Annotated in this window: 10 protein-coding genes; 8 read left to right on the forward strand and 2 right to left on the reverse strand. The window is 73.6% G+C overall.

The window, feature by feature from the left end:
- The first annotated feature begins 31 nt into the window (after positions 1-31).
- From AOK09_RS09050 to AOK09_RS09070, 5 genes are all read left to right on the forward strand, one after another.
- The gene (locus AOK09_RS09050) at positions 32-1033 is read left to right on the forward strand and encodes an amino acid ABC transporter permease (RefSeq protein ID WP_055586602.1); all 1002 of its coding nucleotides are present in this window, start codon (positions 32-34) and stop codon (positions 1031-1033) included.
- Positions 1030-3021 carry an FAD/NAD(P)-binding protein gene (locus tag AOK09_RS09055; RefSeq protein WP_055586603.1) on the forward strand — a complete coding sequence of 664 codons (1992 nt, stop codon included), beginning with the start codon at positions 1030-1032 and terminating at the stop codon, positions 3019-3021. Before AOK09_RS09050 ends, AOK09_RS09055 begins: the two co-directional genes overlap by 4 nt.
- A 181-nt stretch (positions 3022-3202) precedes the next feature.
- On the forward strand, positions 3203-3841 hold the full coding sequence (locus AOK09_RS09060) for a hypothetical protein (protein WP_055586604.1): 639 nt from the start codon (positions 3203-3205) through the stop codon (positions 3839-3841).
- A gap of 114 nt (positions 3842-3955) precedes the next feature.
- The gene (locus tag AOK09_RS09065) at positions 3956-4717 is read left to right on the forward strand and encodes an SDR family NAD(P)-dependent oxidoreductase (RefSeq protein WP_407675374.1); all 762 of its coding nucleotides are present in this window, start codon (positions 3956-3958) and stop codon (positions 4715-4717) included.
- A 29-nt stretch (positions 4718-4746) separates the two neighbouring features.
- Positions 4747-5118, forward strand: coding sequence for a MerR family transcriptional regulator (locus AOK09_RS09070; RefSeq protein ID WP_107101278.1), 372 nt, complete (start codon positions 4747-4749; stop codon positions 5116-5118).
- Positions 5119-5214: 96 nt separating this feature from the next.
- Here AOK09_RS09070 and AOK09_RS09075 read toward each other — a convergent pair whose 3' ends face one another.
- A complete protein-coding gene (locus AOK09_RS09075) occupies positions 5215-5814 on the reverse strand; it encodes a TetR/AcrR family transcriptional regulator (protein ID WP_055586607.1) in 600 nt (199 codons plus the stop codon).
- Positions 5815-5933: 119 nt separating this feature from the next.
- Here AOK09_RS09075 and AOK09_RS09080 point away from each other — a divergent pair, with 119 nt between their 5' ends.
- The 3 genes from AOK09_RS09080 (at position 5934) to AOK09_RS09090 (ending at position 11815) form a co-directional block, all read left to right on the forward strand.
- Positions 5934-6995 carry a zinc-binding alcohol dehydrogenase family protein gene (locus AOK09_RS09080; RefSeq protein ID WP_055586608.1) on the forward strand — a complete coding sequence of 354 codons (1062 nt, stop codon included), beginning with the start codon at positions 5934-5936 and terminating at the stop codon, positions 6993-6995.
- Positions 6996-7974: 979 nt separating this feature from the next.
- Positions 7975-9717: an endonuclease/exonuclease/phosphatase family protein gene (locus AOK09_RS09085; RefSeq protein ID WP_055586609.1), complete on the forward strand. Its 1743-nt coding sequence runs from the start codon at positions 7975-7977 to the stop codon at positions 9715-9717.
- A gap of 94 nt (positions 9718-9811) precedes the next feature.
- Positions 9812-11815, forward strand: a complete 2004-nt coding sequence (locus AOK09_RS09090) for a phosphocholine-specific phospholipase C (protein ID WP_055586610.1) — start codon at positions 9812-9814, stop codon at positions 11813-11815.
- A 112-nt stretch (positions 11816-11927) separates the two neighbouring features.
- Here the strand turns inward: AOK09_RS09090 and AOK09_RS09095 are convergent, their stop codons facing one another.
- The gene (locus tag AOK09_RS09095) at positions 11928-13190 is read right to left on the reverse strand and encodes an APC family permease (protein ID WP_055586611.1); all 1263 of its coding nucleotides are present in this window, start codon (positions 13188-13190) and stop codon (positions 11928-11930) included.
- Positions 13191-13740 lie beyond the last annotated feature (550 nt).

The raw sequence follows: 13740 nt of genomic DNA on the forward strand, positions 1-13740 counted from the left end.
CCGCCCGCTACTCCCTCCCGGAGGGCCTGCCATGGCCGCATCCCCAGACGTCATACCCGTGGCCTCCGTGCCACGGCCGAGGACCCCCGCCCCCGACGCCGAGCCGAAGCTCGTGCCCCGCCGCCACCTCGGCCGGCTGGCCGCCGCAGCGGCCGCCCTGCTGGTCCTCGGGATGGTGGTCAACTCCGTCGTCCGCAACCAGGCCTTCCAGTGGGACGTGGTCGGCCGCTACTTCACCACCACCGCCGTACTCGACGGGCTGCTGCTCACCCTCTGGCTGACCGCCCTCACCATGGCACTGGGCTTCGTGCTCGGCACCCTGCTCGCCGTGATGCGGCTGTCCGCCAACCCGGTGCTGCGCACCCTGAGCTGGGGCTATGTGTGGATCTTCCGCTCCACCCCGATCCTGGTGCAGCTGCTCTTCTGGTTCAACATCGGCGCCCTGTACCCGACCCTGGGGTTCGGCATCCCGTTCGGACCCGAGTTCGTCAGCTTCCGGACGGTGAACCTGCTGGGCGCCACCGCCACCGCCGTGATCGGCCTCACCCTCCACGAGGCGGCCTACGCCGCCGAGGTGGTGCGCGGCGGCATCCTCTCCGTGGACGGCGGACAGGTCGAGGCCGCCCAGGCGCTCGGACTGAGCAGGACCAGGGTGCTGCGCAGGATCGTCGTCCCCCAGGCGATGCGGTCCATCGTCCCCACCGCCGGGAACATGCTGATCGGCACCCTCAAGGGCACCAGCATCGTCAGCGTGCTGGCCGTCCAGGACCTGCTCTACTCCGTGCAGCTGGTCTACAACCGCACCTACCAGGTGATCCCGCTGCTGATGGTGGCCACCCTCTGGTACGTCGCGATCACCAGCGTGCTCGGCATCGGCCAGTTCTACGTCGAGCGGCACTATGCGCGCGGCGCCACCCGCGACCTGCCGCCGACTCCGCTGCAACGGCTGCGCGGACAGGCCGCCGCGGTGCGCGCCCGGCTGCGCACCGCCACCGCCGCCGACGCCGAGGTCCGCCTGGACGGTGACCGGTGAGCACCCCGAGGGCCGCCACCCTGGTCATCGTCGGCGCCGGCCCGCGCGGCACCGGCCTGCTGGAGCGGATCGCCGCCAACGCCCCCGAACTGCGGCCCGACCAGCCCCTGCACATCCACCTGGTCGACCCCCACCCGCCGGGACCCGGCCGTGTCTGGCGCCATGAGCAGTCGCCGCTGCTGCGGATGAACTCCATGGCCGAGGACGTCACCATGTTCACCGACGAGTCCTCCACCGTCGAGGGCCCGGTGCGGCCGGGCCCCTCACTGGCCGAGTGGGCCGGGCAGTTCTCCGGCCGTTCGCCCCGCCACGAGCCGTACGCCGAGCCCGACGACCCCGACGTCCTCGCCGAACTCCGCTCACTCGCCCCCACCGACTTCCCCACCCGCCGTGCGCAGAGCGCCTACCTCGACTGGGTGTTCCGCCGTACGCTGCGTGAACTGCCGCCGCACATCACCGTGCAGTGGCACCGCGCCACCGCCACGGCCGTCACCGGCCCCGCCGACGGACCGCAGCAGGTCCGGCTGGCCGGGCGGGCCGCGCCGCTGGACGCCGACGCCGTCGTCCTCACCCAGGGCCACCTGGACGCAGCACCCGGCGCCGGGCACCGCGCCCTGGCCGACTTCGCCGCCCGCCACGGCCGCTTCTACCTCCCGCCGGAGTTCTCCGCCGACGCCGACCTCTCCGCGCTGCGGCCGGGGGAGCAGGTGGTGCTGCGCGGGTTCGGACTGGCCTTCGTGGATCTGACGGTGCTGCTCACCGAGGGCCGCGGGGGCACGTACCGCACCGGGCCGGACGGCGAGCTGACCTATCTGCCCTCCGGCCGCGAACCGGTGCTCCACGTCGGCTCACGGCGCGGCGTCCCGTACCACTCCAAGACCGGCTACCGGCTGCAGGGCCCGCCCGCCCCGCTGCCCCGCTACTTCGGCGGCGCCGCCGTCGACGCCCTGCTCGCCACCGACGGGCCGCTCGACCTGCGGCGCGACCTGTGGCCCCTGATGGCGAAGGAGATCGGCTTCGGCCACTACCACGAGCTCTTCCACGCCCATGCCGAGCGCACCGCCCTCCCCTGGGAGGAGTTCCTCGCCGCCTACGACCGCCTCGACTGGTACTCCCCGGCTCTCGGCGCACTGGTCTCGGCCGCGGTGCCCGACCCCGCCGACCGGCTGGACCTCGACGCCCTCGACCACCCCCTGGCCGGGCTCGCCTTCCCCACACCCGAGGCCTTCCAGGAGCACCTGCGCGACCACATCGCCCGGGACGTCGAACGCCGCGCCGACCCGGCCCACAGCGCCGACCTGGGGGCCTTCCTCGCGCTGCTCTCACTCTTCGGCCAGCTGCCCCGGGTGCTCGCCTCCGGCAGGCTCACCGCCCACTCCATCGCCCACCAGGTGGACGGCTGGTGGTTCGGCTTCTTCAGCTATCTCGCCTCCGGGCCGCCCGGCTTCCGGCTGCGTGAGCTGCTGGCCCTCTCCCGGGCCGGCGTGGTCCGCTTCCTGGGGGCGGACATCCAGGTCCGGGCCGACGAGGCCACCGGCACCTTCGTCGCCTCCAGTCCCTCCGTGCCCGGCCACACGGTCCGGGCCACCGCGCTGATCGAGGCGTACCTGCCCGGCGCCTCCCTGCACCGCACCCGCGACCCGCTGCTGCGGCAGCTGCACTCCGCCGGCGCGGTCACCGAGGACGTCGTCTCCGACGACACCCACACCCACCGCTCCGGCCTGCTCAGCATCGTCCCCGCCGACGGGCGCGTCCTCGACCCGGCCACCGGCCCGCATCCCCGCCGCATCGCCCTGGGCGCCCACACCAACCTCCGCGCCGCGGCGGCCTTCGCCCGTCCGCGCAGCGACTCACCCGGCTTCCGGCAGAACGACGCAGCCGCCCGCGCCCTGCTCCGGTGCATGGCCGCCCTCCGTCCGGGGCGCGGCCCAGCGGACGGGGACGGCGTGGGCAGGCCGCAGGCCCGGACGACGGTGCCGGCCGGATGACCGGTCGCGGATCCCCTTCCGTGGAGAGTGTCTGGCGATCACTCACCCTCTCGGCGTGGGTAGGGGGCATCCGCTGACGGCGCGGTAGCTTGGGCGCGTGGCTGCCGACGGCCTCCCGCACTACGGGCAGGACCTGAGCGAAGCACGGACCATCTCAGGACCTTCGGGCAGGAGCGGGCGGATGAGCCGGATCCCCAGCGCGGCCGCGCGGCGCCGGCGGCTGCGCTTCGACGGCTGGATCGCGGGCGTGGGCACCTCCTCGGGAACGCGCATCGTGCTGGGGCACTGGCCGCGGTCGCCGTTCGGGCCGTTCAGCGATGTGATGGTCGAGCGGGTGGACGGAGAGCGGCTGCTGCTGGCCCCCACACAGGAGACGGCCGACTTCGTCCGGGCGACCTACACCTTCGACACGGTCCGGGTGGTGCCGGTCGAGGTGACCGCCGGCGCCGACGTCTGGACCGTCCGGGCGGGGACACTGGACCTGCGCTTCACCACCGGGCGACGAGGGCCCCTGGGGTGTCTGCTGCGCGCCGTACCGGGGGTGCTCGCCCGCCGTCCGGCCTTCAGCGCGCTGACGGACCGGCCCGCCCGGGTGCTGCTGGCCGGTGTGCGGACCCGCGGCAGCGCCGGCGGGGGCCGCCGGGAGTGGTACTGCGCCCGGGACCTGCAGCCGATCCGGACGGTGTCGGCGGTTTTCGAGGGCATCGGCCTCGGAGGGATCGCGCCGGTCGAGCCGCCCGTCCGTTTCGGCTTCGGTTCGGTGCCGAGGAAGCCGGCCCTCACCAGGGTCACCACGGTGGTGGCGCTGGGCCCGGAGTGACCGGGTGAGGGGCTTGCGGCGGCGGGCCGCGGGTGGCGGCCTCATCCGCTGATCACCAGCCCACCGGACGCCGCTTGACCTTGCCGCTGACGGCAGGGTTGAACGATGTCCGGCATGGACACCAACACCGCACCCCGGATCACCCCGATCGTCGCCGTCACCGGGGCCGGTACCGGGATCGGCCGGGCCACCGCCCGCGCCTTCGCCGCCGAGGGCGCCCATGTCCTCGCCGTCGGCCGGCGGGCCGCACCGCTCCACGAGACCGCCGCCGGACACGACCGGATCACCCCGCTGGCCGCCGACATCACCGCCGACGGCGGACCCGAGCTGGTCGTCCGGACCGCGCTGGAGACGCACGGCCGGCTGGACGTGCTGGTCAACAACGCCGGCATCGTCCGCAGCGGAGCCCTCGGCACGCTCACACCGGAGGCGATCGCGCCGCAGATCGCCACCAACCTGATCGCACCCGTCCTGCTGGCCCAGGCCGCCCTGCCGTCGCTGGAGGCGTCCGGCGGAGTGATCGTCAACGTGAGCACCTCGGTGGGCCAGCGGGCCTGGCCGGGCAGTTCCGTCTACGCGGCGACCAAGACCGCACTGGAGACGCTGACGCGCAGCTGGGCGGTCGAACTGGCGCCCCGCGGTATCCGAGTGGTGGCGGTCGCGCCGGGCGCGATCGACACCCCGATCGGCGAGCACCAGGGACTGACGCCTGAACGGATGGCCGCGGTGCGGGAGTGGCAGCTGGCGCACACCCCGCTGCGCCGGATCGGCCGGCCGGAGGAGGTGGCCTGGGCGATCACCCGGCTTGCCGCACCGGCCGCGTCGTTCGTCACCGGGGTGGTGCTCCCGGTCGACGGCGGGGCGGTCGTGGCGTGATAGGACTTGCACCCGGGAGGGCGGAGCGGGTGCGGATCGGTGAGTTGGCCACGGCGACCGGGGCGACCGCCCGTGCGCTGCGCCACTACGAGCAGGCGGGGCTGATCTCTTCGGAGCGGGCCCCCAACGGTTACCGCGTCTACGACGAGCGGGTGGTGGTGCGGGTCCGCAACATCCGCCACCTCCTGGCCGCCGGACTCACCCTGGACGACGTGCGGGTCTTCCTGCCGTGTCTGGACGGAGACGTGACGACGGCGCCGCCGTCCGACCGGGGCCTCCGGGTCGCGGTGGAGCGGCTGGCGGTCCTCAACGAACGCATCGCGGCCCAGACCGCGGTCCGGGACCGCCTCCAGGCCGCACTGCGGCAGAGAGCCGGAGGCGGGATCCGGCCGGTGGCCTGACCGCCCGCCTCACTGCAGGGGCCGAGCGGTTTCCGGCCCCGGCGGCAGCCGTCGAGGGGTCGATCGAGGCGCGGACCGGACGAGGTTGGCGGTCACTCACCCGTGGCGTTCGGCCGACACGCCCCTGAGGAAGACCGAGATGGCGTCGTCGATCAGCGTCTCGCCCTGGGACACCGTGATCCGCCGGGACGTCACGAGCGTCGAGATGCCCTGGACCGTCGCGGACAGCAGCAGGGTCAGCCGGCCGACGTCGCTCCGGTCGTACGCGCCCGCTTCCACACCCGCGTCCATGATGCCGGTCATGACGCCGAAGAGGCGTTCCGCGGCGCTGCGGACCGCTTCCGGGGGACCGTCGGCCTTGGTCGCGAACATGAGGTCGAGCAGTGCCGGGTCCCGCTCGGCGAACCTCAGGTATGCCGAGGCCGCCGCGTGGAGGGTGCGGGCATGGTCCGCGGGCACCTGTGAAACGGCCTCGCGGATCTGGTCGGCGAGCCGGACGAAGCCCCGTTCCGCGAGCGCGTCGAGCAGGGCCTTCCGGTCGACGAAGTGGCTCCGGGGGGCTCCGTGACTGACGCCCGCCTCACGCGCCAGTTCCCTGAGGGACAGCGCGTCGATCCCGCGCTCCCGAAGCACCGCCTCCGCCTGTTCTAGCAGCACGGCACGGAGGTTGCCGTGGTGGAAGGGCCTGTGGGACATGGCTGCATCCTACTGAAAGTAGACGTTGACTAGTTTCTAGACGCTGCCTAGTCTCGCTGGTGCGTTCATGCGACCCGACGACCCAGGCGAGCGGCCTGGCAACGGAAAGAGGCCCGGAGATGACCCGTCAGAACACCGCGCTGTGGCTGCCGAGGCGAGGTGCGCGCTTCGAGGTGGGCCCCGCTCCCTACACGCCTCCGGCGGCGAACGAGGTCGTCGTCCGCGTACGGGCGATCGCTGTGAACCCCATCGACGGCATCCCCGGCTTCCTGTACCGCCTGGCCCTGCCCTGGCTGACCTTTCCGGCCGTCGTGGGCTCGGACGTCGCCGGTGAAGTCGTCGAGACCGGTTCGGGCGTGACACGGCTCCGGCCGGGCGACCGCGTCCTCGGGCACGCGTTCGGCGTCGACAAGTCGCAGAACCGCGCAGCCGAGAGCGCCTTCCAGCACTACGCCGTGCTCATGCAGCACATGGTCGCCCCCATCCCCGACTCGCTGCCCTTCGCACAGGCGGCGGTGCTCCCGCTGGCCCTCTCCACCGCCTCGACCGGCATGTTCCAGCAGGACCACCTGGGGCTGGCGATCCCAGGTGCGCCGGACCTCTCCCAGCCCGTCGACCGGTCGGAGACGGTGCTCGTATGGGGCGGTTCGACAAGCGTCGGGGCCAATGCGATCCAGCTCGCCCGCAGTGCGGGCTACCAGGTCGTGACCACCGCCTCACCGCACAACTTCGACTACGTCCGATCCCTGGGCGCCGCCGCGGCAGTCGACCGCAGCAGTCCCACGGCCGTCGAGGAGATCGTGGAACGCATCGGCGGCAGCCCGCTCGCCGGCACGCTCGCGATCGGATCCGGATCCCTCACGAAGACGATCGCTGTCGCAGCCAGGACCACGGGCAGCAAACGGATCGCCTCCGCCCAGCCTGCCCTGTTCACACGCATCACCGCACGGCGCGCGCGACGGCTCGGGGTGCGGGTGAGCAGCATCTGGGGCGGCACTCTCAAGGACAACGAGGTCGGACCGGCGATCTACGTCGGCTTCCTGCCGGGCGCGCTCTCCACCGGCGCCTACCGCGCCGCACCGGACGCGACCGTCGTCGGCCACGGGCTTGCACACATCCCGGACGCGTTGCGGCAGCTCAAAAACGGCGTCTCCGCGCAGAAGCTCGTCGTCACCGTCTGAACGTCCGTGAGGCGAAGGGCCGGCCGGGGGCCGGCCCTTCCGGCCGACCGGAACGGAGGGACTCGACCGCCGGCGGGCGGGCCCGGGCCGCAGAGCCGGTCGGGGCGCTGCCCGGCAGTGGCGTCCGGCAGTGGCGGACCGCTGATCCAGGTCGCGGAAGCCGTGCCGGAGCGGGCGATCGACGGTGACTCCTCCCTCTGGCGCTTCCCGCGGCGTGGCGCAGCCGAGGCCGGGCGCCGCACCTCGCCGTCGTGCGCGATGCTCCGCCCTCCGACCTGGTCGATGATCCGTTCGCCCGCTCGTGCAGCAACTGGGGCGAAGCGCCCCTCCGCAGGGTCCGGAGCCCGTACCGGCGTTGGGACGGAGCCGCCCCCTGCGGCGCGGATCGCAGGGGGCGACGCGGGTCGCCGAGTGCGGCGGCCGAGCGGTGAAGGCCCGGTGTGCGCCCGCGCCGATCATCTCCGCGCTGGTTGCGGCCCACCCTGTGCTCGGGTGCCGTTCCGGGCTGCCGGATCGCGCCCGCGTCCGAACACCGGTGCCGCTGACGTGCCCGGTCGGGTCGGGGCGACGGCCTTCGGCGGGCTGCTCGGACGGCTGCGGTGGGCCGGGATCGTGCCCCCGTCGTCACCGGTGTGATCGCGCCGGGCACGGGCTGCGCGCGCCGACCCCGGATGGCCGCCACGAGCGTCGGCGCCCCCGGGAGCGGCTGGCGGCCGGGGTCTGCTGCGGACGCCCGTGCTGGCCCGCTCCGTTCAAGCGGCAACTTTTCGGCCGTCGACCGGCCGTGCGCCATGCCTGGTTCACACGGCATTTCCGGACGAGCCGCTTACTGGGCCAAGTTGTACAGCCAACTGGACCGTGCTGGGCGCGCGTGGCACCGCCGCACCCGTGACCAGCGTTTCACCGCCGGGCCGATGCGCCGGCCCGGCTGTCCGGCCCGCGCGCCCCGCCCGGACCGGACGGAGAGGACTCGTCACCCATGCCACCCCAGCCCGCCGACGCGGCCGCAAGCACCCTCGTCCTGGCCTCCCCGGCCGCACCGCACGTGGGCGACAAGCTGACCTTCGAGTGGACCACCGACCAGCCCAACGCCAAGAACTGGATCGGCATCTACGGTCCGGCGACCTCCCCGGGCTCCAGCTCCGCGGCGTGGGCCTATGTGACCTCCGGGACGTCCGGGTCCACCACCGTCGACACCCACGCCCTGGCCGGCGGTCCGTACACCGCGTACCTGCTCCACGACGACGGGAACCAGGTCCTCGCCCGGGCGTCCGTCCCGATCTCCTTCGCGTCCGGCGACAGCCTGACGGTGAACACCCTCGCCCCCTGCGAGGGTGCGAAGCTCACCTTCACCTGGAGCACCTCGACCCCCAACGCCAAGAACTGGATCGGCATCTACGACGGGGACCGCCGGCCCGGCGACGGAAGCTCCCTGGTGTGGGCCTACTCCGCCGCCGCCTCAGGCACCCTGACGCTGGACACCTCGGGCCTCACCGGCGGTCCCTACACCGCCTACCTGCTCTTCGACGACATGTACCCGATCCTCGCGAAGACCGGGTCGTTCAGCTTCACCCCGGTGCAGCCGCCGTACTCCGCCGTGGACGCGGTGACCGCCCCCGCGACCGCCGGGGACACCGTGCGCGTCCCGCTCGCAGGGCTGTGGGTGCGCCCCGCGGGCAACAAGCCCGGCACTCCGTCCTACCGGCGGATCTCCGGCGACTCCTGGCTGGTGGTGGCCTCCGACGGCACCGTCACCGCCAAGGCGCCCTCGCGTGCGCCGCGCGACCCGGGCCGGATCGTGGTGGGCGTGCAGGACAGCGCCAACGGCAGGGACACCGTGACCGTCCAGGTGCCGGTGCGCGACGAGAAGGACGACCTCACCCTCAAGGTCGCCTCCCTGAACCTCTGGGACGCCGGCGCGCACGTCAGCAGCGCTCTGGAGAAGCAGGCGCGGGTCGTCCTCACCCAGAACCTCGACGTGGTGGCCCTGCAGGAGACCGGCGGGACCGCGGCCACGGCCCTCGGCGAGGCGCTGGGCTGGCACGTCCACCAGAGCTCCGGCAGCCTCGGCATCGTCAGCCGCTACCCGCTGACCGACGTCACCGGACCCACCGAGGCCCTGCCCGCCGTCTCGGCCACCGTCCAGCTGCCCGGCGGCACCACCGTGCGGCTCTGGGCGGCCCAGCTCGACGAGGCCGACTACGGCCCGTACGCCGTCGACGGCGGGACCAGCGCAGCCCAACTGGTCTCCGCCGAGCAGCGTACGGTCCGCCACCAGCAGGCCCAGGCGCTGGTCGCCGCGATGCGGCACGATCTGGGCTCCCACACGCCCGTGATCCTTGCGGCCGGCCTCGCGTCCCCCTCGCACCTGGACTGGACGAAGAAGACGGCCGGCCGGCACGGCGGCATGGGCGCGGTGGACTGGCCGGTCACCGAGACGCTGGCGAAGGCCGGCCTCACCGACGCCTTCCGCGAGCTCAACTCCGACCCGGTGAAGACCCCCGGCATCACCTGGTCGCCGGTGCGCCGGGAGCACGACGGCGGCGGCGCGGAGCCGCAGGACCGTATCGACCAGATCCAGTACGCCGGCTCCCTCAAGGTCGTCGAGGCGCACAACCTCACCACCGGCTGGCCGAAGCAGGTGCCGGACACCTCGGCCAACGGCTGGCCCTCCGACCACGCCGCGGCGGTGGTCACCTTCAGGCTGCAGGCCGGTCACTGACCGCCGGACGCCCGCAGCGCCCCTGACCGCCGGACGGCCGCCCCGTCCGACCCCACCGCCCGACCGCACCGCCCGACCAAAGGACCCGCAAGTCATGACCCCTCTCAGCCGCCGTTCCTTCGTCGCCGCCGCAGCCGGCGCGACCGCCGTGGCCGGCCTGCCCGCAACGGCCGGAACCGCCGAGGCCGCCGACGCCGAATCGGCCGCCTCGGCCGACCGCCGCCCCGGCGGCAGCATCCGCGACGTCAAGCACGTCGTCATCCTGATGCAGGAGAACCGCAGCTTCGACCACTACCTGGGCACCCTCAACGGCGTCCGCGGCTTCGACGACAAGCAGGGCGTGGTCCTCCCCAACGGCAACTCCGTCTTCCAGCAGCCCGACGGCGGCCGGGCGGAGGGCTACTCGCTCCCCTTCCGCTTCGACACCAGCGCCTTCAAGGCCCAGGACTTCGGCGGCCTGGACCACGGCTGGTCCTCCGGCCACCAGGCCGTCAACCACGGCGCGCAGAACGGCTGGGTCGCCGCCAAGGGCCACTACACCATGGGCTACTTCACCCGGGAGGACATCCCGTTCCAGTACGCCATGGCCGACGCCTTCACCGTCTGCGACCAGTACTTCACCTCGCTGAACGGCCCCACCGACCCCAACCGGCTGTACCTGTGGACGGGGACCCCCGGCCCCGGCACGGACGGCACCACGGGCCCGTTCATCGACAACTCGATCGTCACCGAGAACCCGGTCGGCGACTGGACGACCTACGCCGAGCGGCTGGAGAAGGCCGGCATCAGCTGGCGCGTCTACCACAACCCGGACGGATCGGACGACGAGAACGGCGACTACGACGACAACGCCCTGTCGTACTTCAAGCAGTTCGCCGAGGCACCGAAGGACTCGCCGCTGTACGTCAACGCCATGACCAAGTACGACCTGACGGCGTTCGACAAGGACTGCAGGGACAACCAACTGCCCACCGTCTCCTGGCTGGTGGCCCCCTTCAACTACTGCGAGCACCCCAGCGCCGGCCCCGACTGGGGCGCCTGGTGGGTCAACAAGGCCCTGCAGTCGCTGATGTCCAACAAGGAGGTGTGGAAGAACACCGTCTTCCTCGTCATGTACGACGAGAACGACGGCTTCTTCGACCACGTGGTGCCCCCGTACCCCGAGGCCGGCACCGAGGGCGAGTTCGTGGGCGGCCAGCCGATCGGCCTGGGCAGCCGCGTGCCGATGTGGGTCTGCTCGCCGTGGTCGCGCGGCGGCTGGGTCAACTCCCAGGTCTTCGACCACACCTCGGTGCTGCGCTTCCTGGAGCAGGTCACCGGTGTGCACGAGCCCAACATCTCGGCCTGGCGCCGTGCCGTCTGCGGTGACCTCACCACCTGCTTCGACTTCACCAGCCCGGACTACAGCATCCCGAAGCTGCCGGACACCGACGAGCTCAAGGCCCGGGCGACCGCGCAGCACAACCTGCCGGCCGTGCAGGCCCCCACCGACGGCAAGCAGCAGATGCCCAGGCAGGAGGCCGGCGACCGGCCGCACCGCACGCTGCCGTACCGCCCGTTCGCGGACGTCACGGTGGACCGGCGCACCGGCAAGGTCACCTGCACGATGGTCAACGACGGCAGCGTGGCCTATGTCTTCACGGTGCTGCCGAACATCGTCCACCCCTTCAGCGGCACCCCGTTCCTGGTCCAGCCCCGCTCGTCGCGCACCTACGAGTGGGACACCACGGCCACCGACGGCCGGTACGACTTCTCGCTGTACGGCGCCGACGGCTTCGTCAGCCGCTTCTCCGGCACGGTCGTCCCCGAGGGCCAGACGGACGTGGCGCTGCCCTCGGTCACCGCGGAGCTGCGGGCGTCCGGGAAGCCGGAGCACGCGTCGGTCGAGCTGCGGCTGGTCAACGACGGGGACACCGAGGTCACCTTCGCGGTCACCGCGAACGACTTCGGTGACGACAGCAGCACCGTCCAGGTCGGGCCGCGGTCGCGGAAGAACGTCAGCTGGAAGAGCACCGACGGGCGCTACGACTTCACGGTCACGGCGTCCACGGGCACCCGGTTCGTCCGCCGCTACGCGGGCACGGTGCACCAGCTCTGAGTGGTGCGGCGGATGCGGGGGCGGCCCAGCGGCGGGCCGCCCCCGCATCCGCGGTCCCGGCCCGCCCGGCACATGGGCGCCGCCCGCGCCCACCGGCCCAGGCGGTCCGGCGTCAGCTGCGGGCGAGGACCGCCCGTGTGCCGTAGGCCGCGGAGCCGACCGCCAGCACCCCGGCCCCCCACAGGACGGACGGCAGCGGGAGGGCGAACGCCAGGACGGCGCAGCCCACCGCGCCGACGATCGGCACGAGCCGCGGGGGGCGCCTTTCGGCGGGGGTGAGGGTGAACGCGGAGACGTTGGCGATCGCGTAGTAGGTGAGCACGCCGAAGGAGGAGAAGCCGATCGCGCCGCGCAGGTCCGCCGTGGCGGCGAGGACGGCGACGAGGGCGCCGACGGCCAGTTCGGCGCGGTGCGGCACAGCGAAGCGCGGATGGACGGCTGCCAGGGCGTGCGGGAGGTTGCGGTCGCGGGCCATCGCCAGGACGGTACGGGAGACGCCGAGGATCAGCGCCAGCAGTGAGCCGAGCGCGGCGACGGCCGCCCCGGCGCGGACCACCGGGGCCAGGCCCGCCACGCCGGCCGCCCGGACCGCGTCCACCAGCGGCGCCGCGCTGCGGGCCAGGGGCTCGGGGCCGAGCACCGCCAGGACGGCGAGCGCGACCAGCGCGTACACGACCAGGGTGATGCCGAGCGCGACCGGGATGGCGCGAGGGATGGTGCGTTCGGGGTCGCGGACCTCTTCGCCGAGGGTGGCGATCCGTGCGTAGCCGGCGAACGCGAAGAAGAGCAGCCCGGCGCTCTGCAGGACGCCGTGCAGGCGGGCGTCCGCGGTGATCGCCCAGTGGCCGGTGTCTGCGGCGGAGCCGGTCAGGCAGACGGTGACCACGGCGGCCAGTACCGCGAGGACGACGGCGACGATCGCGCGGGTCAGCCAGGCGGCCTTCTGCACGCCGAGACAGTTCACCGCGGTCAGCGCGACCACTGCGGCGACCGCCACCGCGTGGGCCTGGGCGGGCCACACATAGGAGCCGACGGTGAGCGCCATCGCCGCGCAGGAGGCCGTCTTGCCGACGACGAACCCCCATCCGGCCAGGTAGCCCCAGAAGGCGCCGAGGCGCTCCTTCCCGTACACATAGGTGCCTCCCGAGGCCGGATAGCGGGCAGCCAGCCGGGCCGAGGACGTCGCGTTGCAGTACGCGACCACTCCGGCCAGCGCCAGGCCCAGCAGCAGTCCGGACCCGGCCGCGGCAGCGGCGGGGGCCAGCGCGGCGAAGACGCCCGCGCCGATCATCGAGCCCAGCCCGATCACCACGGCGTCGAACACCCCCAGATGCCGCCGCAACGTCCCGGCCGCCGTCGGCGCCGACCTGTCCATGTCCGTCCTCTCCACAAGTGCCATCGGTCCCGGCGCACGATAGACGACCGAGGTGTCCGGCGGCCGAACCGGCCTCCGGCCGCCGCCTGGCTGCGGCGTGCCGGGGCTGACCAGGGCGGACCGTGCGGGGCGGGCTCCCGCCCCGCACGGTCCGCCCGGGCCGTGGCCCGGGGCCGTCTCCCCGGCCGGAGCCCGGTACGACCGGAGGTGCCGCGTCGAGGGCGGCCCCCGGGGACCGGAGCTGTGCCCCGGACGCGGGCGCTCCGCACGGCCGGGCTGTCCGGGGACGAGAAGCGGTGCGGCGGCGGTCGGCGCAGGATGGTGAGGGGGTGCCTGCGCCCGCGTGCCGGCCCCCTCACCCCGGAGCCCGGAGCCCGGAGCCGGGGCCGTGCCATGCCGTGCCGTAGGCAGTGTGAAGGCGGCCGAACCATGATGATGCTTCTCCAGCTCTCGCCGATTCCCGCCGCCCCCGGCCCCGGGGCGGGGCCCGGTCCTGCATGCGGCGCCGGAGGCCGGGAGGGTCCAGGCGGTGCGGCCCGCCCCGGCGGCC

This window comes from Peterkaempfera griseoplana (assembly GCF_001418575.1).
Classification (GTDB): domain Bacteria; phylum Actinomycetota; class Actinomycetes; order Streptomycetales; family Streptomycetaceae; genus Peterkaempfera; species Peterkaempfera griseoplana.

Excerpts from the sequence above, each read along its gene's own strand:
- AOK09_RS09075 (WP_055586607.1), bottom strand. The coding sequence starts at position 5,814 with ATGTCCCACAGGCCCTTCCACCACGGCAACCTCCGTGCCGTGCTGCTA.
- AOK09_RS09090 (WP_055586610.1), top strand. The coding sequence starts at position 9,812 with ATGACCCCTCTCAGCCGCCGTTCCTTCGTCGCCGCCGCAGCCGGCGCG.
- AOK09_RS09085 (WP_055586609.1), top strand. The coding sequence starts at position 7,975 with ATGCCACCCCAGCCCGCCGACGCGGCCGCAAGCACCCTCGTCCTGGCC.
- AOK09_RS09080 (WP_055586608.1), top strand. The coding sequence starts at position 5,934 with ATGACCCGTCAGAACACCGCGCTGTGGCTGCCGAGGCGAGGTGCGCGC.
- AOK09_RS09065 (WP_407675374.1), top strand. The coding sequence starts at position 3,956 with ATGGACACCAACACCGCACCCCGGATCACCCCGATCGTCGCCGTCACC.
- AOK09_RS09095 (WP_055586611.1), bottom strand. The coding sequence starts at position 13,190 with ATGGACAGGTCGGCGCCGACGGCGGCCGGGACGTTGCGGCGGCATCTG.
- AOK09_RS09050 (WP_055586602.1), top strand. The coding sequence starts at position 32 with ATGGCCGCATCCCCAGACGTCATACCCGTGGCCTCCGTGCCACGGCCG.
- AOK09_RS09060 (WP_055586604.1), top strand. The coding sequence starts at position 3,203 with ATGAGCCGGATCCCCAGCGCGGCCGCGCGGCGCCGGCGGCTGCGCTTC.